This window comes from Blastococcus sp. SYSU DS0619 (assembly GCF_054051035.1).
The window spans coordinates 123,042-141,812 of sequence record NZ_JBJHAM010000006.1 but is presented as its reverse complement, the minus strand read 5'-3'; the positions used below and the strand labels follow the sequence as shown (position 1 = coordinate 141,812).

General features: G+C 73.2%; 18 protein-coding genes. 8 read left to right on the top strand and 10 right to left on the bottom strand.

Annotation, left to right across the window (positions count from 1 at the left end; genetic code table 11):
- Positions 1 to 37: 37 nt before the first annotated feature.
- From ACI79T_RS10500 to dnaA, 5 genes are all read right to left on the bottom strand, one after another.
- Complete coding sequence (locus tag ACI79T_RS10500; RefSeq protein ID WP_456610005.1) at positions 38 to 538, bottom strand: DUF721 domain-containing protein; 501 nt, start codon at positions 536 to 538, stop codon at positions 38 to 40.
- On the bottom strand, positions 535 to 1,713 hold the full coding sequence (gene recF / locus ACI79T_RS10495; protein ID WP_456610004.1) for a DNA replication/repair protein RecF: 1,179 nt from the start codon (positions 1,711 to 1,713) through the stop codon (positions 535 to 537). Before recF ends, ACI79T_RS10500 begins: the two co-directional genes overlap by 4 nt.
- 16 nt (positions 1,714 to 1,729) lie before the next feature.
- On the bottom strand, positions 1,730 to 2,662 hold the full coding sequence (gnd, locus tag ACI79T_RS10490) for a phosphogluconate dehydrogenase (NAD(+)-dependent, decarboxylating) (protein ID WP_456610003.1): 933 nt from the start codon (positions 2,660 to 2,662) through the stop codon (positions 1,730 to 1,732).
- A gap of 109 nt (positions 2,663 to 2,771) precedes the next feature.
- Positions 2,772 to 3,929: a DNA polymerase III subunit beta gene (gene dnaN, locus ACI79T_RS10485; protein ID WP_456610002.1), complete on the bottom strand. Its 1,158-nt coding sequence runs from the start codon at positions 3,927 to 3,929 to the stop codon at positions 2,772 to 2,774.
- Between the two features lie 1,132 nt (positions 3,930 to 5,061).
- Positions 5,062 to 6,828, bottom strand: a complete 1,767-nt coding sequence (gene dnaA / locus ACI79T_RS10480) for a chromosomal replication initiator protein DnaA (RefSeq protein WP_456610001.1) — start codon at positions 6,826 to 6,828, stop codon at positions 5,062 to 5,064.
- Positions 6,829 to 7,521: 693 nt separating this feature from the next.
- Between dnaA and rpmH the strand changes: the two genes are divergently transcribed.
- The 8 genes from rpmH to ACI79T_RS10440 all read left to right on the top strand — a co-directional run bounded on the left by rpmH (position 7,522) and on the right by ACI79T_RS10440 (position 13,134).
- Complete coding sequence (rpmH, locus tag ACI79T_RS10475; RefSeq protein WP_091930872.1) at positions 7,522 to 7,659, top strand: 50S ribosomal protein L34; 138 nt, start codon at positions 7,522 to 7,524, stop codon at positions 7,657 to 7,659.
- 1 nt (position 7,660) lies between these two features.
- Positions 7,661 to 8,041: a ribonuclease P protein component gene (gene rnpA / locus ACI79T_RS10470; RefSeq protein ID WP_456610000.1), complete on the top strand. Its 381-nt coding sequence runs from the start codon at positions 7,661 to 7,663 to the stop codon at positions 8,039 to 8,041.
- A complete protein-coding gene (gene yidD / locus ACI79T_RS10465; protein ID WP_456609999.1) occupies positions 8,038 to 8,433 on the top strand; it encodes a membrane protein insertion efficiency factor YidD in 396 nt (131 codons plus the stop codon). The genes rnpA and yidD overlap by 4 nt, the downstream gene beginning before the upstream one ends.
- Positions 8,426 to 9,532, top strand: coding sequence for a membrane protein insertase YidC (gene yidC / locus ACI79T_RS10460; protein WP_456609998.1), 1,107 nt, complete (start codon positions 8,426 to 8,428; stop codon positions 9,530 to 9,532). The genes yidD and yidC overlap by 8 nt, the downstream gene beginning before the upstream one ends.
- Before the next feature lie 88 nt (positions 9,533 to 9,620).
- A complete protein-coding gene (locus ACI79T_RS10455; RefSeq protein ID WP_456609997.1) occupies positions 9,621 to 10,214 on the top strand; it encodes a Jag family protein in 594 nt (197 codons plus the stop codon).
- A complete protein-coding gene (rsmG, locus tag ACI79T_RS10450) occupies positions 10,211 to 10,903 on the top strand; it encodes a 16S rRNA (guanine(527)-N(7))-methyltransferase RsmG (RefSeq protein WP_456609996.1) in 693 nt (230 codons plus the stop codon). The genes ACI79T_RS10455 and rsmG overlap by 4 nt, the downstream gene beginning before the upstream one ends.
- A gap of 94 nt (positions 10,904 to 10,997) precedes the next feature.
- Entirely contained in the window at positions 10,998 to 12,053 is a 1,056-nt protein-coding gene (locus tag ACI79T_RS10445; RefSeq protein WP_456609995.1) for a ParA family protein, read from the top strand.
- Between the two features lie 25 nt (positions 12,054 to 12,078).
- Positions 12,079 to 13,134 (top strand): ParB/RepB/Spo0J family partition protein, encoded by a 1,056-nt coding sequence (locus ACI79T_RS10440; protein ID WP_456609994.1) that lies wholly within the window; start codon positions 12,079 to 12,081, stop codon positions 13,132 to 13,134.
- 73 nt (positions 13,135 to 13,207) lie between these two features.
- Here the strand turns inward: ACI79T_RS10440 and ACI79T_RS10435 are convergent, their stop codons facing one another.
- The 5 genes from ACI79T_RS10435 to trxB form a co-directional block, all read right to left on the bottom strand.
- Positions 13,208 to 14,203, bottom strand: coding sequence for a D-alanine--D-alanine ligase family protein (locus ACI79T_RS10435; protein WP_456609993.1), 996 nt, complete (start codon positions 14,201 to 14,203; stop codon positions 13,208 to 13,210).
- Positions 14,200 to 15,486, bottom strand: coding sequence for an aminotransferase-like domain-containing protein (locus tag ACI79T_RS10430; RefSeq protein ID WP_456609992.1), 1,287 nt, complete (start codon positions 15,484 to 15,486; stop codon positions 14,200 to 14,202). Before ACI79T_RS10430 ends, ACI79T_RS10435 begins: the two co-directional genes overlap by 4 nt.
- Positions 15,487 to 15,971: 485 nt before the next feature.
- The gene (locus tag ACI79T_RS10425) at positions 15,972 to 17,069 is read right to left on the bottom strand and encodes an N-acetylmuramoyl-L-alanine amidase (RefSeq protein ID WP_456609991.1); all 1,098 of its coding nucleotides are present in this window, start codon (positions 17,067 to 17,069) and stop codon (positions 15,972 to 15,974) included.
- 202 nt (positions 17,070 to 17,271) lie between these two features.
- Positions 17,272 to 17,601, bottom strand: coding sequence for a thioredoxin (gene trxA, locus ACI79T_RS10420; protein WP_456609990.1), 330 nt, complete (start codon positions 17,599 to 17,601; stop codon positions 17,272 to 17,274).
- Positions 17,602 to 17,720: 119 nt separating this feature from the next.
- Complete coding sequence (gene trxB / locus ACI79T_RS10415) at positions 17,721 to 18,725, bottom strand: thioredoxin-disulfide reductase (RefSeq protein ID WP_456609989.1); 1,005 nt, start codon at positions 18,723 to 18,725, stop codon at positions 17,721 to 17,723.
- Positions 18,726 to 18,771: the final 46 nt, after the last annotated feature.

Genomic DNA, 18,771 nt, shown 5'->3' with positions numbered 1-18,771 from the left:
CATCGTCCTCCCGGCGCCGACCCGACCGGCGGGCGCCTCATCCGTAGGTGTCGCGGGGCCCCCGCCCGCGCACGGAACGCGGGCCCTTCTTCCAGCTGGGAGCCGTCGGACCGACAACGCGCAACCTCGTCACGACGTCCCCGCCGACCTGGGCGCGCAGCTTCCCGAGGATCGACGGGGCGAGCAGGCGCAGCTGGGTGGCCCACGCGGTGGACTCGGCGACGACGAGCAGCTCGCCCTCGGTGAGGGTCTCCGGCCGGCAGTGCGAGGCGATGTCCGGTCCGACGATGGTGTCCCACCGGCCGAACACCGAACCCACCTTAGTGCGGGAGGACCAGTCCTCCGAGCTGACCAGCGAGTCGACCAGCCGGCCCAGCGGCTGGGGGTCGTCGGCGCCGGGCCGGGGGCCGCTCCACGCGCGCCGCGGGCCGGCGATGCGCCGGCGGGTCGGCTTCGGCCGGGCGGCGGAGGCCGCCCGGGCCGCCTCGAGGGCGGCGCGCGCGATGTCACTGGGCCGCGCCGGCCGGTCGTCGCTCACGGCATGCCTCCCTCGCCCACCGGGATCGCATCCTTCACCACGAGCGCCATCCCGCCACCCACCTCGACGCGGGTCTCCCGCAGCTCGGCCGGCACGTCGTCGATGACCGCCGCGGTGATCAGCGTCTGCTCGGCCGACCGAGCGACCTCGGCGAGCGCGGCCCGCCGCTCGGCGTCGAGCGTGGCGAACACGTCGTCGAGGATCAGGATCGGGTCCTCGCCCTCGCTCCGGAGCAGGGCGAAGGTGGCCAGTTTGAGCGCCAGGGCCAGCGACCAGCTCTCCCCGTGGCTGGCGAAGCCCTTCGCGGGGGCGGGGCCGAGGTGGATCACCAGGTCGTCGCGGTGCGGCCCCACCAGCGTCATGCCGCGGTCGAGCTCGTCGCCGCGGCGCTCGGCGACCCGCGCCCGCATCGCCTCGGTGAGCTCGGTCCCGGAGGGCAGCTCGTCGCCGGCCCGCAGGGCGGCGCCGTCCCCGGCCAGCGGCACGGTCGAGCTGTACCCCAGGCCCGCGGTCGCGGCGCCCTCCCCGGCGACGCCGGCGTAGGACTCGGCGACGTGCGGCGCCAGGTCGGCGACCAGCCGGAGCCGGGCGGCCAGCAGCTGACCGCCGAGGTCGGTGAGGTGCCCGTCCCAGACGTCGAGGGTCTCCATCGCCTTGCCGCGCGCCAGGCGGGCGGTCTTCAGCAGCGCGTTGCGCTGCTTGAGCACCCGCTCGTAGTCGCTGCGCACGCCCGCGAGGCGGGGCGTCCGGGTGGCGAGCAGCTCGTCGAGGAAGCGACGCCGCTCGGTGGGGTCGCCGCGGATGAGCGAGAGGTCCTCGGGCGCGAACAGCACCGTGCGCACCAGACCCAGCACCTCGCGGGGGCGGGGCAGGGCGGCCCGGTTCACCCGCACCCGGTTCGCCTTGCCCGGGTTGATCTCGATCTCGACGAGCAGCTCCCGGTCACCGCGGCGCAGCGCCGCGCGGACCACCGCCTGGGCCGCCCCGTGACCGACCAGCGGAGCGTCACCGGAGACCCGGTGGCTGCTCATGGTCGCGAGGTAGCCCACCGCCTCGACGAGGTTGGTCTTCCCCTCGCCGTTGCGCCCGACGAACACGGTCGGCCCCGGCCCCAGGGCCAGGTCCACCCGGTCCCAGCTGCGGAAGGAGCCGACCTGCAGGTGCCTCAGGTACACCTCAGGCCCTCCCCGGTCACGCGGGCCGCTCGGCCTCCTGCGCCTGGACGGCGCGCACCGAGTGCCCGCCGAACTGGTTGCGCAGCGCGGCGACCGCCTTCATGGTCGGCGAGTCCTCCTGGCGGGAGGAGAAGCGGGCGAACAGCGACGCGGCGATGGTCGGCACCGGAACGGCGTTCTCGATCGCCTGCTCCACGGTCCAGCGGCCCTCGCCGGAATCCTCGGCGTAGCCGCTGATCTCCTCGAGCTCCGGGTCCTCCTCCAGCGCCCGGACCAGCAGGTCGAGCAGCCACGAGCGGATGACGGTGCCCTGCGTCCAGGACGCGATGACGCCCGGGACGTCCTCGACGAGGTCGACCGCGGCCAGCAGCTCGTAGCCCTCGCCGTAGGCCTGCATCAGCGCGTACTCGATGCCGTTGTGGACCATCTTGCTGAAGTGGCCGGCGCCCACCGGCCCGGCGTGCACGAAGCCGGCACCGGGCATCTCCTGCCCGGACTCGTCGTGGGGGGCCGGCGGCTTCAGAGCGTCGAAGATCGGCTGCGCCGTGGCGACGTCCTCCTTCGTCCCGCCGACCATGAGGGCGTAGCCGTTCTCCAGCCCCCAGACGCCGCCGGAGACCCCGGCGTCGATGTAGCCGATGCCCTTCTCGCGCATCATGACGTCGTGCACCTGGTCGTCGGTGTACTTCGAGTTGCCGCCGTCGATCACGACGTCGCCCGGGCTGAGCAGCTCGCTCAGCTCCTTGATCGTCGCCTTCGTCGGCTCACCCGCGGGCACCATCACCCACACCACGCGAGGCGTTGCGAGCGCCTCCACCAGTGCGGGCAGGCTGTCGACGTCGCGCTTGCCGGGAGCACGGTCGTATCCCACGACCTCGTGCCCGGCGCGGCGCAGCCGCTCGGCCATGTTGCCGCCCATCTTGCCCAGCCCGATCAGCCCCAGCTGCACGGTCCCGCCTCTCTTCGCCGTCGTGGTCGCGATCCATCGTGCTCGTGCCGGGCGGCTCCCGCCCGGCGGCCGACCCCGGGTCCGTGCAGGGGCCCGGAGCGGAAGTGGCTCAGCCCGGCAGCCGCACCGGCATGATCAGGTACCGGTAGCTCCCAGGACGCTCGACCGGCGCCGGCTTGTCGTCGTCGGCCGCCGGCTCCTCGACGCCGGACAGCACGGCCGGCTTGAGCGGGCTGGTGAAGTCCATCCGCGCGCGGTCGGTGTGCACCGCGGCCAGGCCGTCGAGCAGGAACGTCGGGTTAAAGCCGATGGTCAGCGGCTCGCCGTCGAAGTCGACGTCGCAGCGCTCCTCCGCCTGGCCCTCGTCGTCGCTGCCCCCGGCCCGCAGGGTCACCTGGCCCGGCGTGAACTCGCAGCGCAGCGGCGTGCCCCGCTCGGCGACCAGCGCCACCCGCTTGGCGGCGTCGGTGAACAGCCCCACCGGCAGCGTGGCGTTCGCCAGCGACTCGTTGGGCATGATCGCGCGGTACTTCACGAACTCGGCGTCCAGCAGCCGGGTGGTGGTCTGCCGGTCCTTGCCGGAGAGGCCGAGGATGCCCTCGCCGGAGCTGCCCGAGGACAGCGACAGCGTGATCTCCGGACCGCTGGTCAGCGTCTTGGCCGCCTCGGCCAGCGTGCGCGCGGGGACGAGCACCGCGGCCGACAGCCCGGAGGTCTCCGGCCGCCAGGCGAACTCGCGCACCGCGAGGCGGTACCGGTCCGTGGCGGCGAGGGTGATCTGGTCGCCCTCGATCTCCAGCCGCACCCCGGTGAGCATCGGGAGCGTGTCGTCCCGGCCCGCGGCGACGGCGACCTGGGCCACGGCCTCGGCGAAGACGTCGCTCTCGACGATCCCGGCCGCCGAGGGCATCGAGGGCAGCGACGGGTAGTCCTCGACCGGGAGGGTCGGCAGGCTGAACCGCGCGTTGCTGCACGTGATGGCCAGCCGCGGGCCCTCGGCGGTGATCTCCACCGGGTGCGGGGGCAGGGCGCGGGTGATCTCGGCGAGGAGCCGGCCGGGGACCAGCACGCGTCCGTTCTCGCTGGTCTGCACGTCGACCTCCGAGCGGGCCGACACCTCGTAGTCGAAGCCGGAGACCGACAGCACGTTCCCGTCGGCCTCGAGCAGGATGCCCGCCAGCACCGGCACCGACGGTCGCGGCGGCAGGCTGCGCGCCGTCCAGGCGACGGCGTCGGCGAGCACCTCACGTGCCACCCGGAACTTCATCTCTCGACCCACCCATGTTCGGTCCGGCCCCTGCGGCCACCGGGAGGGCGGACGGCGTGGGCACGGAGCTCGTCGTTCGTGCTGCTGCGGGGCGAGGGCTCCGCTGCGGTGCTCATCGTGCCTGTTGCAGTGCCCGGTGGGGAAACCCCGGTCCCTCGACCGGTTGCTGATCGGCCATTCCCGCTGCGGTCCGGGGAGCCCCGGCCCGCAGCGTCCCCACCCAGAGTGTGGTTCAAGAATTCTCCGAGATAACTCCCTCATCCTCGTCATCACACGTGTGGAAGCTGGGGATCGGGCCCCTTCCCGCAGGTCAGCGGGCGTTCGGGGGTGTTGGCCGATTGTGGGTGGTCAGCGTCTTCCTGTTGTCGACACGTGGACAGATCGACGGTTGTGCACCGCGACCCGCGCCGGTCCACCTGCTGTCCCCTGCGTCTCCCCGGTCCGTCCCCAGGTCGTGTGCACGGTGCGGCCGGCGATCGACGTCGTGCTGCATGGCCCGGCGCTCTGTGGTGGCATCGGTGCAGGTCAGCGGCGTGTGGCCGCCGATCGGACGGCTCCGGTCCCGCTGGCGGTCGTGCCGGCCGGGAACGAGGCGGAACGGCGCCGACCCGACTTTCCCCCAGCTGTGCACATTCCTGGGGACAACTTCTCGATGAGTCGACGCCGGTCGGCGACGTCCGGCGGCCCATCGCGCGGAGGACCAGCGATTCCGTCGTCCCCAGGGATCCACACAGGTGTGGACAACGACATGTCGACCACGCCGGAGCGGTGACCGGGAGGCGTCCGGACGGTGACCGTCCCGGCAACGCCGCGTCACCCCCGGCAGCCGTGGATCACCGCCCCGACCACCCCGTCGCCGAGCCGGGAGAGGAACCCGCGTACGCCCGGTCCGACGTCGGGAACGGCACCCGCAGGATCACGCCGAGCGGGGCCCGGAGGGTCCCGCGCAGGCGCGAGAGACTCGCTCAGCCCAGCAAGGGGACGGCACCTGCCCGCGGTGTCACCCCGGTCGGGACGGCACCGAGCAGGGCTGTGCCGAGTGGGCCCGGAGGGTCCGCGCAGGCACGGCGGATCGGCTCAGCTCAGCAGGGGAACGGCACCTGGCCGCGGTGTCGTCCGGAGGACGACAGAGTTACTGCCGGGCGCGGCTCTTGATGCGGGCGGTCAGCTCGGTGACCTGGGTGTACGTGGCCCGGCGCTCGCTCATCAGGTTGGTGATCTTCTTGACGGCGTGCATGACCGTGGTGTGGTCCTTGCCGCCGAAGGAGGCACCGATGCGCGGCAGCGACAGCTCGGTGAGCTCCCGGCACAGGTACATCGCGATCTGCCGTGCGTTCACCAGGGTGCGGCTGCGGTTGGTGCCCTGCAGCTCCTCCATCGTCACGGAGAAGTACTCGGCCGTGGCCGCCATGATGATCGCGGCGGTGATCTGCGGGCCCTGCTCGTCGCTGATCAGGTCCTTGAGCACCAGCTCGGCCAGCGGCAGGTCGACCTGCTGCTTGTTCAGGCTGGCGAACGCGGTCACCCGGATGAGCGCGCCCTCGAGCTCGCGGATGTTGGTCTGCACCTTGCTGGCGATGAACTCGAGCACCTGGTCGGGGACCTGCAGCCGCTCGCCCCAGGCCTTCTTCCGCAGGATGGCGATGCGGGTCTCGAGGTCGGGCGCCTGGACGTCGGTGATCAGGCCCCACTCGAACCGGGTGCGCAGCCGGTCCTCCAGCGTCGTCAGCTTCTTGGGCGGACGGTCGGAGGTGATCACGATCTGCTTGCTGGCGTTGTGCAGCGTGTTGAAGGTGTGGAAGAACTCCTCCTGCGTGCGCTCGGCCCGCTCGAGGAACTGGATGTCGTCGATCAGCAGGAAGTCGATGTCGCGGAACCGGCGGCGGAACTCCTCCGCCCGGCCGGAGTGCACCAGGTTGATGAACTCGTTGGTGAACTCCTCGGTGCTGACGTAGCGCACCCGCACGTTGGGGAACATCCGTGCCGCGTAGTGGCCGATCGCGTGCAGCAGGTGCGTCTTGCCGAGGCCGGACTCGCCGTAGATGAACAGCGGGTTGTAGGCCCGCGCCGGCGCCTCGGCGACGGCGACCGCCGCCGCGTGGGCGAACCGGTTGCTGTTGCCGATGACGAAGGAGTCGAAGACGTATTTGGCGTTCAGGCCCGGGTCGAGCCCGGCGGGGCGACCGGCCTCGGGCCGTCGCGTCCGGCCACCGGACCCGACGCCGGGACGGCGCTGCTCCCCCGCGGAGCCGTCGACGTCGAACGGCAGCACGTCCGCGCTGCGGTCGTCGTCGACGCCGCCCCAGTCGCGGCTGCCGGAGCCGCCTGCCGCGCCGCCCCCCCACGTGGTGGTGCTCCAGTCCTCCGGCGCGCCGCGGTCCACGGGCGGGCGCTGCGGTCCGTCCGCGGGGTGCAGCTCGCGGACCTCGGGGAAGTCGGGCGGTGCGGGGCGTTCGGCCGCGGCGCCGCGGTCCCAGGGGGCTGCGGTGCCGACGACGTCGGTGCGCACGCCGAACGCACTGCGTCCGTCGTCGGCGCGGTCCCGGGTGGCGCGGTCCTCCTCGGCGCGCTGCGCCTCGGCGGCCGACCACGGCCGGCGGACCGGTTCGTCGTCGCGGCTGTCGGTCGGGGGGGCGGCGGGGGCGTCCTCGAGCTGGACGGCGACCCGGATGTCCCGGCCGAACTGCTCGGACAGCGCCTCGGCGAGGACCCGGCGCATGCGCGACTCGAGGACCGTCTGGGTGAATTCGTTGGGCGCGGCGAGCACCGCGGTGTCCTCGACCAGGCCCAGTGGCCGGGTGAGGTTCAGCATCGCGTTCTGCTGCGGGGACAGGCTGGTCGCCAGTCGCTCCCGGATCTGGTCCCAGACCGTGGCCAGGTCCAGCGTGGCATCGGCCATGCCGTGTAGTCCTCCCATGCAGTCGACCCCGTGGCCGCTCCCGGTGCCCGGCACCTGCCGTGCCGGCCTCCCCGCGACCGTGGTCCGTCCACCGGTGGGTGCCCCGGCTGTGGACATACGAACGCATGTGGTCCACATCGGTGTCCACAGGCTGTGCACGGCCGGCGGGATGGTGCGCCGGCTCCGCACGGGACGACGGCCGGTACAGCAGAATCGCTGGTCACGGCCGGGATCGGGCGGCTGGAGGAGGGGCTCGGCGGTCGGTCGACCGACGGGGTCGGCCCGCGCGCCGTGACCCTGACGCCCGACGCGGAGCGACGGCGACGCTAACAGCCTCATCCACAGCCCGGCAACGCCGCGGTGTCCGGCGGGCGCGCCCCGGGGAGCCGGAGACCACCCCCCCCGTCGTGTCCCGTGCACCGGCGCGCCGGGGGACCCCGGCGGACCGGCCGGGCCATCATGGGCGGTCGCTCGCCGGCAGCCACCGGTCCTCGGCTATGCTGGCCGGAGTCTGTGGACGGGTCTGCCCGTTCCCGGCCACTGCAGCGTGCCTGCGGGGTCGGGTACCGGTCCGGCGCTCCGCAGTGCCAGCTTCCGGGGTGCCGGGGGTGGCCGTCGCGCCGACCCGACACCCTGCGCGTCCCCGTCCACCGACGGGGACGCACCGCCGATGCCGTGTAGTGGGAGTACCTCGTGAGCAAGCGCACGTTCCAGCCGAACAACCGTCGCCGGTCCAAGACGCACGGATTCCGGCTGCGGATGCGGACCCGCGCGGGCCGGGCGATCCTCGCCACCCGTCGGCGCAAGGGCCGCGAGAAGCTCTCCGCCTGACGTGCTGCCTGCGCAGGCACGCCTGCGCCGGCGCCCGGATTTCGCCGCGGTCGTCCGATCCGGTCGACGCGCCGGGCGGCCGACCATGGTGCTGCACCTCCTCCCCGAACGGCCCGAGCAGCCGACCGGCGACCCCGCGTCGCCGGTGGCTGCGCGGGCCGGTTTCGTGGTGGGCAAGAGCGTGGGCAACTCGGTGGTCCGCCACCGGGTGACCCGTCGCCTGCGCGCCGTCGTCCGTGCCGAGCTGGACCGGCTCCCGTCGGGTGCGGACCTGGTGGTCCGGGCTCGTCCGGAGGCCGCCGCTGCGGACTCCGCCGTACTGCACCGGGACCTGGCCGCCGGCCTGGACCGGTTGCTCGGCGACCGGGCGCGTGCCCGGTGAACGACACCCGCGCCACGACCCCGCACCACTCCCCCGTCGCCCGGCTGCTGCTCCGGGCGGTGGGCTTCTACTCCCGCGCCATCAGCCCGGCGCTGCCCCCGCGCTGCCGGTTCCACCCGACCTGCAGCGCCTACGCGGCCGAGGCGGTGGCCCGGCACGGCGCGGGTCGCGGTACCTGGCTGGCGTTCGTGCGGTTGCTCAAGTGCGCCCCCTGGCACCCCGGGGGCGTCGACCTCGTCCCGCCGGTGACCGGGCGGCCCGGAACCGGGACGGGCCCCCGCTCGTCCACCTCAGCGGCACGCCCCTCGGGTGCGCCGTCCGATGACCCCGGCCGCGAGGCCACCCCGCCGGCCTCGTGCCGGACCCCGCAGGAGGAGTCCTCCGTTGCTTGACTGGCTGTACACCGCCATCTCCTGGGTGATGGCCCGGTGGCACTCGCTGTGGAACGTCGTCCTCGGCGACCCCGCCGCCGAGACCGGACTGGCCGGCCTCACCTGGGTCCTGGCGATCGTCTTCCTGGTCGTCACCATCCGGCTGATCCTCTTCCCGCTTTTCGTGAAGCAGGTGAAGTCCCAGCGGGCCATGCAGGAGCTGCAGCCGGAGATCGCCAAGCTGCGCAAGCAGTACGGCAGCGACCGCCAGGGGATGGCCGTCGCGATGCAGCAGCTCCAGAAGGAGCGCGGGGTCAACCCGCTGGCCGGCTGCCTGCCGATCCTGCCGCAGATCCCGATCTTCCTGTCGCTCTTCCACGTGCTGCGGCGGCTCGCCCCGGACAAGCAGGGGCTCTACTCCTGGTCGGACGAGCTCACCGACCAGGCGGCCCGCGCCAAGCTCTTCGGCGCCCCGATCTCCTCGTCGTTCAACATGAGCGGCGCCAAGGAGCAGGCGATCCTGGACATCCAGGGCGTCACCTACACCAACATCCGGATCGTCGCCTTCGCGCTGATCCTGATCATGTGCTTCACGACGTACTTCACCCAGCGGCAGATCATGTCGCGCTCGGGCCCGGTCGAGGGCCAGGCCGCCATGGTCCAGAAGCTGATGCTCTACGGCGTCCCGATCAGCCTCTTCGTCTCCGGCTTCATCTTCCCCATCGGCGTCCTCATCTACTGGATGGTCAACAACCTCTGGACGCTGGGCCAGCAGTTCTTCATCCTCCGCAAGCTGCCGCCGCCCGGCTCCGACGCCGCCAAGGCCAAGGCCGCCGAGGGCAAGCCGGTCGTCGACCCCCGCACGCTCGCCCCGAAGCCCGGCGCCAAGCCGGTCCGCCCCAAGCAGGGCCGGCCGACGCAGCCGCCCGTCACGCCTCCGGCGTCCGGTGAGGCGCACGGCAGCACGGCAGCCGGCGCGGACGGGTCGCCGCCCGCCGGGAGCAACGGTGCGGGGCCCGCCGGCGGCGGCTCGGCCAACGGGACGCCCCGCGCCGGGGGCGGTTCCCGGCCGGGCTCGGGACAGGGCCCGGCCAACCGCGGCAAGCGGAAGCGTCGCTGACCACCGCTCGACCGCACCTCCGCCGGTACGCCCGGCACACCGACCACCGGGGACACCCGGCCGCCGCACCGAACTGGGAGGAACACCCGTGAGTGCTCCGCAGCAGCCCGTGACAGACAACCCGCCCGCCCTGCCCGACGCGGACGCCGCCAGCGACGACGCCGTCGTGGAGCCGGTGGACCTCGAGACACGCGAGGCGGGTGGGGCCGGTGGGACCGGCGACGACCTGCTGGTCCGGGAGGGGGACGTGGCCGGTGACTACCTGGAACGCCTCCTCGACATCCTCGACGTCGACGGCGACATCGATCTCGACGTGGAGGGCGACCGCGCGTCGGTCGCGATCGTCGGCGGCCGGCTCACCGACCTGATCGGACCCGAGGGCGCCACCCTCGAGGCGCTGCAGGAGCTCACCCGGCTCGCGGTCGCCCAGTCGACCGGAGTGCGCAGTCGGCTGATGCTCGACGTCGGTGGCTACCGGGCCAAGCGGCGGGCCGACCTGACCACCCTCGCCGGCGAGACCGCGAGCCGGGTCTCCGCCAGCGGTCAGCCGGAGCGGCTCAGCCCGATGAACCCGTTCGAGCGCAAGGTCGTCCACGACGTCATCGCCTCGGTGGCCGGTGTGCACAGCGAGTCGGAGGGCGAGGAGCCCAACCGCCGCGTCGTGGTCCTGCCCGACAGGTGACCGACGGACGTCCGGCGCCGGGCGCGGCGGCCGGTGCCGAGGATGTGGTCGCGCCCGCGCCGCCGGCCGTGGCCGCCGGCGTCTTCGGCGATGCGTTGCCGGCCGCTCAGCGGTATGTGACCCGGCTGGCCACGGACGGGGTCACGCGCGGGCTGATCGGGCCACGCGAGGTGTCCCGGCTGTGGGAGCGGCACGTGCTCAACAGCGCGGCGGTCGCCGAGGCGGTGCCCCAGGGTGCCCGCGTGGTCGACGTCGGGAGTGGAGCGGGGCTGCCCGGCATCCCGCTGGGGCTGGCCCGGCCGGACATCGAGCTGACCCTGGTGGAGCCCATGGCCCGCCGGGTGGAGTTCCTCGAGGACGCGGTGGCGGACCTCGCAGGATCGTCGTCGTGGCGGGTCGTGCGGGGGCGCGCCGAGGACCGGGGCGTCGTCGCCGCCGTCGGCCGGGTGGACGTGGTCACCGCGCGGGCGGTCGCGCCACTCCCCCGCCTCGTCGGGTGGTGCCGCGGCCTGCTCCGGCCGGGCGCCCAGCTGGTCGCCCTCGTCGGGGCCCGAGCCCTGGAGGAACTCCCCGGCCTGCTCCCGGAACTGCGGGCCGTGGGAATGCGGGACATCGCGGCGCGTGCCGTCGGTGCATCCCTGGGAGACGCTGCCACTACCGTGGTGGTCATGACGCGTGGAGAACGGTGACGACGCTCCCGCGCCGGGTCCTGTTCCACGTGGAACAGGCGCAATTACCCGATCCGTTCCACGTGAAACGCCGCCGGCAGAGGAAGGACCCGCGATGACCGACCCGGGCGAGCGGCTGCGCAGCAACCTGGCCGCAGACCAGTCGTCGGCGTCGTCCGCCGGGAGCATGGCGGACTTCGACAGCCCGATCGCGATGGAGGCGCTGCGCGCGACGCGCGTGCTCCACGCCGCCGATCAGGAGCCCTTCCCGGCGCCCGGACGGATCAGGGTCATCACCATCGCCAACCAGAAGGGCGGCGTCGGCAAGACGACGTCCACGGTGAACCTCGGTGTGGCGCTGGCCCTCTACGGGCTGCGGACGCTGGTGATCGACCTCGATCCGCAGGGGAACACCAGCACCGCCCTCGGGGTGGAGCACACCGTGGGGACCCCGAGCATCTACGACGCCCTCGTCGGCGACAGCACGCTGTCGGAGGTCGTGCACCCGACGACCGCCAGCCCGAACCTGCTGTGCGTGCCGGCGACCATCGACCTGGCCGGCGCCGAGATCGAGCTCGTCTCCGTCGTCGCCCGCGAGCACCGGCTCCGCCGCGCGATCGAGGCCTACGTCGCGGCGCTCCCCCAGGAGCGCCGCCCGCACTACGTGCTCATCGACTGCCCGCCGTCGCTGGGTCTGCTGACGCTCAACGCGCTCGTGGCCGGCGACGAGGTGCTCATCCCCATCCAGTGCGAGTACTACGCGCTCGAGGGTCTGGGTCAGCTGCTCAACAACATCGACCTCGTCCGCCAGCACCTCAACCCGGGGATCGCCGTCCGGACCATCCTCCTGACGATGTACGACGGACGGACCAAGCTGGCCGACCAGGTCGCCGACGAGGTCCGCAACCACTTCGGCGAGCTCGTGCTCCAGGCGGTCATCCCGCGGAACGTCCGCGTCTCCGAGGCGCCCGGCTACGGGCAGTCCGTCCTGACCTACGACCCGGGGTCGCGCGGGTCGACCAGCTACGTGGAGGCGGCGCGCGAGCTCGCCCAGCGCGGGGTCGCCCTGCAGCCGCTCGACAGCGGGGCCGGCAGCAACGGCGCCACCCCGGTCGGCGCCCTCGCTTTCGGCGAGACCGCGGTTCCCTTCCGCACCCAGGAATCCCAGTGAGCAACACTGCCAGCGAGGAGCAGTCATGACGAAGCGAGGCGGCCTGGGACGCGGGCTGGCGGCGCTCATCCCGACCGGGCCGCCCCCCACTCCTTTGCCGGCGGCCACACCCGCTCCCCAGCAGGCCGAGGACGACGCCCGACCGGAGTCGGCGCCGGCGGGCCCGGCGAACGGCGCCGGTCAGCCGGTGCCCGGGTCCCCGTCGTCGCCGATGAGCCTGGTGCCCGCCCCTGCGGCGGCACCGGATACCGGCACGGTCGGGGTGCCCGGCGCGCAGCTCCGCGAGGTGGCGGTCGACGACGTCGTCCCGAACCCGAAGCAGCCGCGGCAGGTGTTCGACGACGAGGCGCTCGAGGAGCTCACCCACAGCGTCCGGGAGTTCGGTCTCCTCCAGCCGATCGTCGTGCGTGAGGCGGGCGACGGCCGGTACGAGCTCATCATGGGCGAGCGAAGGCTGCGCGCGTCGCGGGCGGCCGGGTTGGAGAGCGTCCCGGCGATCGTCCGCGACACCACGGACGACGCCATGCTGCGCGACGCCCTGCTGGAGAACATCCACCGCGTCCAGCTGAACCCGCTCGAGGAGGCCGCCGCCTACCAGCAGCTGCTGGAGGAGTTCGGGGCGACGCACGAGGAGCTGGCCCAGCGGATCGGCCGGAGCCGCTCGCAGGTCACCAACACCATCCGGCTGATGAAGCTGCCGGTGAAGGTGCAGACCCGGGTCGCCGCCGGCGTCATCTCCGCCGGCCACGCCCGGGCGCTCCTCGGACTGCCCGACGCCGAGGCGCAGGACGCGCTGGCCACCCGCATCGTCGCCGAGGGGATGTCGGTCCGGGCGACCGAGGAGGCCGTGGCGATGGCGGCGACCGAGCAGCCGACGGCCAAGCGCCGCGCTCGGAACATCAGCGCTCCCGGGGTGGAGGAGCTGGGGTCACGGCTGTCCGACATGTTCGAGACGAACGTGAAGATCCAGATCGGCCGGGCCAAGGGCAAGATCGTCGTCGAGTTCGGCTCGGTAGACGATCTCCAGCGGATCATCGGCGTCATGGCGCCGGAGATCACCGGACGTCGTCCCGAGGTCTGAGAGCCACCTAGCCCGTGCGAAAACGCCCCTTACGTCACTGACGTAAGGGGCGTTGTCGTGCCGGGTGCGCGGATCAGCTGCCGGCGCCGGCCCGGCGGGCCAGCAACCGGGCGAGGACGTCGCCGAGCTCGTGGCCGGCCGCCTCCACCGCCATGGGGAACATGGAGGTCTCGGTGAGCCCCGGCGAGACGTTCACCTCGAGGAAGTGGACCTCGCCGTCCGGCGTGATGATCGCGTCGGTGCGGGAGAGGTCGGCCAGCCCGAGCACCTGGTGCACCCGGACGGCCACCTCGGCGGCGCGGGCGGCAGCCTCGTCCGGGATGCGGGCGGGGGCGTGGTACTCGGTGAGACCCGGGGTGTACCGGGAGGTGTAGTCGAAGACGCCGGACTCGGGCTCGATCTCGACGGCGGGCAGCGCCTCCGGGCCGTCGCCGAGATCGATGACGGCCAGGGCCACCTCGACCCCCTCGACGAACCGCTCGACCATCACCGTGTCGCCGTAGGCGAAGCAGCTCACCATGGCGGCGGGGAGGTCCTCGACCCGGCTGACCTTCTGCACGCCCAGGGCGGAGCCGCCGGACGCGGGCTTGACCATCAGCGGCAGGCCGAGCCGGGCGACCATCAGGTCCAGGACCGCGCCCGCACCCAGTTCGCGGAAGGTGCTGTGCGGGAGCGCCACCCAGTCCGGCGTCGTCACCCCGGCGGTCCGGACGACCGACTTCGCGGCGGGCTTGTCCCAGGCCAGGCGGCAGGCGGCCGCCGGTGAGCCCACGTACGGCACCCCGGCCAGGTCGAGCACGGCCCGGAGGGCGCCGTCCTCACCGGTGGCACCGTGCAGGGCGATGAAGACGGCGTCGGCGGGGGCGGCGGCCAGACCGGGCAGGAGCTCGGCGTCGGCGTCGCGCAGCTCCGCGTCCAGCCCGGCGCGGGTCAGCTCCTCGACGACCTGGGTGCCCGAGGAGAGGCTGACCTCCCGCTCGAACGTCAGCCCACCGGCGAGGACGACGGCGCGCAGCGGCTCCGGCGGGGCGTCGGGGGCCGGCGCGGGCGCGGCGGTGGACTCGGTCATGCTCGGCCGTCCTCGTATCGGTCGCTGTTGGCCGGCCCGACCATCGACTCGGCGTCGTGACCGGAGCCCGCCCGGACGGCGCGGAACGTCCCGGTGTCGACCTTGTCGAAAGTGGAGTGCAGGTCCAGCTCGGCCTCGATGACGCGCGCCAGCCGGCGCACCCCCTCCCGGATCTGGTCCGGCTCCGGGTAGCAGTAGGACAGCCGCATGTACTCCTGGCCGCTGCCGTCGGCGTAGAAGCCGATCCCCGGCACGTAGGCCACGAGCGCCCCCACGGCCCGCGGCTGCATGAGCTTGGCGTCGAGCCCCGCCGGCAGCTTCAGCCAGACGTAGAACCCGCCGTGCGGGTGGGTCCACGAGGTCCCGGCCGGCATCATCGCCTCGAGCGACTCCAGGCAGGCGTCGCGGCGCTCCCGGTAGAGCTCGGTGAACAGCTTGATCTGCTCGCGCCAGGGCTGGGTGTCCAGGTAGCGGGCGACCGCGTACTGGGTCAGCGACGGCGGGCAGAGCACCTGCGCCTCGGTGGCCAGGACGAGCTTCTCGCGGACCGCCAGCGGGGCGAGGACCCAGCCGACGCGCAGCCCCGGGGAGAAGGTCTTGGAGAACGAGCCGAGGTAGATGACCCGCTGGGCGTCCCGGGCCCGCAGCGCGCGCATCGGCTCCTGCTCGAAGCCCAGCAGCCCGTAGGGGTTGTCCTCGACGATCAGCAGGTCCCAGCGCTCGGCGATCGCCATGATCGCCTCGCGGCGCGGCTCGGACAGCGTGACGCCGGCCGGGTTGTGGAAGTTCGGCACCGTGTAGAGGAACTTCACCCGGTCGCCGGCGGCGCGGCAGGCGACCAGCGCCTCCTCCAGGGCCTCGGGGATCAGCCCGTCGTCGTCCATGGCGACGTGCCGGACGCGCGCCTCGGCGGACTGGAAGACCCCGAGCGCGCCGACGTAGGACGGCGCTTCGGCGAGGATCACGTCCCCGGGGTCGACGAACACGCGGGTGACCAGGTCGAGGCCCTGCTGGGACCCGACGGTCACGACCACCTCGCTGGCCGAGGCGTCGGTGATGCCCTCGAGCGCCATGACGTCGCAGATCCGCTCGCGCAGCCGCGGGTCACCCTGGCCCGAGCCGTACTGGAGCGTCTGCGCGCCCATCCCCGACACCAGGTCGCCGATCATCGAGCCGACGGCGTCGAGCGGGAGGGCGGTGACGGCGGGCATGCCACCGGCGAGGGAGACCACCTCGGGACGGCTCACCACGGAGAACAGCGCGCGGATCTCCGAGGTCTTCATCCCGTGCGTGCGTGCTGCGTACCGGTCGGCCAGCGGGTCGAGCCGCGGATGCCGCGGCGCGGGATGGGGGTGCGCACCAGGGTGCGCCCCTTGCTGTCCGGGACCGGCAGGCGTGCCGGGCGGGATGGTGGCCACCTTGAAGAGTCTAAGCAGCGCGGGAGGACCGGCCGCACGCAACACGTGAAAGGACGGACTGTTCAGTCACTACGGCATCTGCCGCCCTCCCGGGCGGCACCGCGGCCAGGTGCCGCGGTAGGCGGGAACGGCACTGGTCCGGTCGTGCTGAGTGGGGCCCGGTGGGTTCCGCGTAGGCGCGACGGAGACGCTCAGCCCCATAGGGGGACGGCCGTTGGCCGCGGTGTCCTGTGCCGGGTCGTGCTGAGTGGGGCCCGGAGGGTTCCGCGTAGGCGCGACGGAGACGCTCAGCCCCATAGGGGGACGGCCGTTGGCCGCGGTGTCGTCCGGAGGACGACGATGCAATAGCGCTACGCCTTGCCGGGGAGGACGAAGGTGCCGGTCGGGGGGTCGGCCTCGGCGGGGAGGTAGAGCCGCTGGACGGCGGCGAGGACGCCGTGGGCGATGGCGCTGCGGACCCGTGCGTCGAGCAGCAGCAGCCGGTCGACCGGGTGCGACAGGTAGCCGCAGTCCAGCCGCACCGCGGGCATGCGGGTCATGCGGAGCAGGTCCCACGTCTTGGGGTGGGAGCCGAGGTCCAGCATGCCGGTGCGGGCCACGATCTCGCGGCGCACCAGGTTGGCGAACTGCTCCCCCACCGTCGACGACGCCCCGGAGCCGGTGCCGTAGTAGTAGCTGGCCACCCCGCGCGCGTGCTCCGAGCTGTGCGCGTCCATGTGGAGGGAGAGGAAGAGGTCGGCGCGGGCGTCGTTGGCGAAGGCGGTCCGCTCGGCGAGTGCCGGCCCCTGTGACCGGCCCCGCGTCAGGTAGACGGTGGCCCCGGCGGCGGCGAGCCGACCCTCGATCCGGGAGGCGAGGTCGAAGACCAGGTCGGCCTCGGTGGTCTCGCCGGAGGTGATCCCGGCGTCGGGGCCGCCGTGCCCGGCGTCGACGACGATCCGCCGGCCGATCAGGTGCGGCCCGCTCTCGACGAACGACGCACTCTGGCGCAGCAGCTGCGGACGCCCGCCGGTGACCTTGCGGCCCAGCTGGCGCAGGGCGCGCAGGGTGGCCGGCCCGCAGGTGCCGTCGGAGGTCAGGCCGTAGTCGCGCTGGAACGCTCGCAGGCCGACCTCGGTCTCCGGGCCCAGCATCCCGTCGGCGCGGCCGGCGTCGTAGCCGAGCTCGAGCAGCCGCTCCTGGAGGTTGATCACGTCGTCGCCGCGCATGGGGCGCTCGGGGTCGTAGCGCAGCAGCCGGTCGCCCAGCGACCAGCGGGCCTCGCTGAGCGCCCGGTAGGTCTCCTCGCCGACCCGGCCGTCCACGGACAGGCCGCGCACCTGCTGGAAGTGGCGGACGGCGAGCTCGGTGGCGGCGTCGTACTCCGCCGAGTCCAGGCCGGGGTCCGCGCCGTCAGCGGCGGCGGGGAGGAGGCCCAGACTGCGGAGGGCGGCGTGCACGTCGGCCACGGCCGGTCCGCGGTCCCCCGGCCTCAGGGGCTGCATGCGGCTGTCGGTTCCCATCGTGCCCCCGATTGTCGTCCTTCCCGCCCCGGTCGGCGCACCCGGGGCGCGCGACCCTCCCCCGGGGACGGCGAAGGCCCACCCGTCCGGTGGACGGGTGGGCCTTCCTCGTACCCAGCGTGACCACGCCCCGTGCGGGGCACGGTTCCTACTGGATGTAGTCGGCGAGGTCGTTCAGGATCGCGCCCTTGGGCTTGGCCCCGATGATGCTCTTGACCGGCTTGCCGCCCTGGAAGACCGTCATGGTCGGGATCGACATGACCTGGTAGTCGCGGGCGATCTGCGGGTTCTCGTCGATGTTGAGCTTGGCGATGGTGAGCTTGTCACCGTGCTCGGAGGCGATCTCCTCCAGCACGGGGGCGACCATCTTGCACGGCCCGCACCACTCCGCCCAGAAGTCGACGAGCACGGGCTTGTCGCTGCCCAGCACCTCGGTGGCGAAGCTGGCGTCGGTGACCGTCACGGTGTTGCCTGCCATGGTCGTTCTCCCTATTGGTCGACTGGCTCGTTGCTGGCGCTGACGAGATTCCCTGCCCGGACAACGGGATCGGCCCGGCGGTTATGCCCGGTCGTCCGACGGGGGGCGGGGAGGTCGGCTCAGCGCTCGTCGAAGGTGTCGGCGAGCCACCGCTCGGCGTCGATGGCGGCGGCGGCACCCGTGCCGGCCGACGTGATCGCCTGGCGGTAGATGTGGTCGACGACGTCGCCGCAGGCGAAGACGCCGTCGATGTTGGTGCGGGTGGTCGGGTGCTCGACCTGGACGTAGCCCTCGTCGTCCAGCTTCAGCTGGCCCGCGAAGAGCTCGCTGCGCGGGTCGTGCCCGATCGCCAGGAACATGCCGGTCGCCGGCATGGTCTCCGTGGCACCGGTGACGACGTCGGTCAGCTGCACGGCCGAGACCGTGGCGTCGCCGATCACGTCGGTGACCTGCTTGCCGAGCGCCCAGCGGATCTTGTCGTTGTCCTGTGCCCGCTGCTGCATGATCTTCGAGGCCCGCAGCTCCTCGCGGCGGTGCACCACGGTGACGGTCTTGGCGAACCGGGTGAGGAAGGTGGCCTCCTCCATCGCGGAGTCACCGCCGCCCACGACCACGATGTCCTGGTCGCGGAAGAAGAAGCCGTCGCAGGTGGCACACGCGGAGACACCGCGGCCGAGCAGGCGCTGCTCGTTGTCCAGGCCCAGGTACCGGTACTTGGAGCCGGTCGCGACGATCACCGCGTGCGCGCGGTGCACCGTGTCGCCGACCGTGACGGTCTTGGGGGTCGCGGTGAGGTCGACCGCGGTCACGTCCGAGGGCACCAGCTCGGCGCCGAAGTGCTCGGCCTGGGTCCGCATGTCGTCCATCAGCTGCGGGCCCTGGATGCCCTCGGGGAAGCCGGGGAAGTTCTCCACCTCGGTCGTGGTCATGAGGGCGCCACCGAACTGGGAGCCCTCGAGGACCAGCGGGTGCAGGTTCGCCCGGGCCGCGTAGATGGCCGCGGTGTACCCGGCCGGACCCGACCCGATGATGATCAGATCGCGGACCCCGTCGTGCTCGGCCGGCGGGATCTCCGGCGCAGCGCTGGTCGGGACCGTCAGGCCGGGAGTGGGATCGTTGCTCATCACGGGCGGCACAACCTCCGATCGTAGGCGCGGCATTCCCTCGCGG

What these genes read in the sequence shown, in the direction of transcription:
- ACI79T_RS10440 (WP_456609994.1), top strand. Translation starts at nt 12,079, where the DNA reads ATGACGAAGCGAGGCGGCCTGGGACGCGGGCTGGCGGCGCTCATCCCG.
- trxB (WP_456609989.1), bottom strand. Translation starts at nt 18,725, where the DNA reads ATGAGCAACGATCCCACTCCCGGCCTGACGGTCCCGACCAGCGCTGCG.
- dnaA (WP_456610001.1), bottom strand. Translation starts at nt 6,828, where the DNA reads ATGGCCGATGCCACGCTGGACCTGGCCACGGTCTGGGACCAGATCCGG.
- ACI79T_RS10445 (WP_456609995.1), top strand. Translation starts at nt 10,998, where the DNA reads ATGACCGACCCGGGCGAGCGGCTGCGCAGCAACCTGGCCGCAGACCAG.
- dnaN (WP_456610002.1), bottom strand. Translation starts at nt 3,929, where the DNA reads ATGAAGTTCCGGGTGGCACGTGAGGTGCTCGCCGACGCCGTCGCCTGG.
- ACI79T_RS10435 (WP_456609993.1), bottom strand. Translation starts at nt 14,203, where the DNA reads ATGACCGAGTCCACCGCCGCGCCCGCGCCGGCCCCCGACGCCCCGCCG.
- ACI79T_RS10430 (WP_456609992.1), bottom strand. Translation starts at nt 15,486, where the DNA reads ATGAAGACCTCGGAGATCCGCGCGCTGTTCTCCGTGGTGAGCCGTCCC.
- trxA (WP_456609990.1), bottom strand. Translation starts at nt 17,601, where the DNA reads ATGGCAGGCAACACCGTGACGGTCACCGACGCCAGCTTCGCCACCGAG.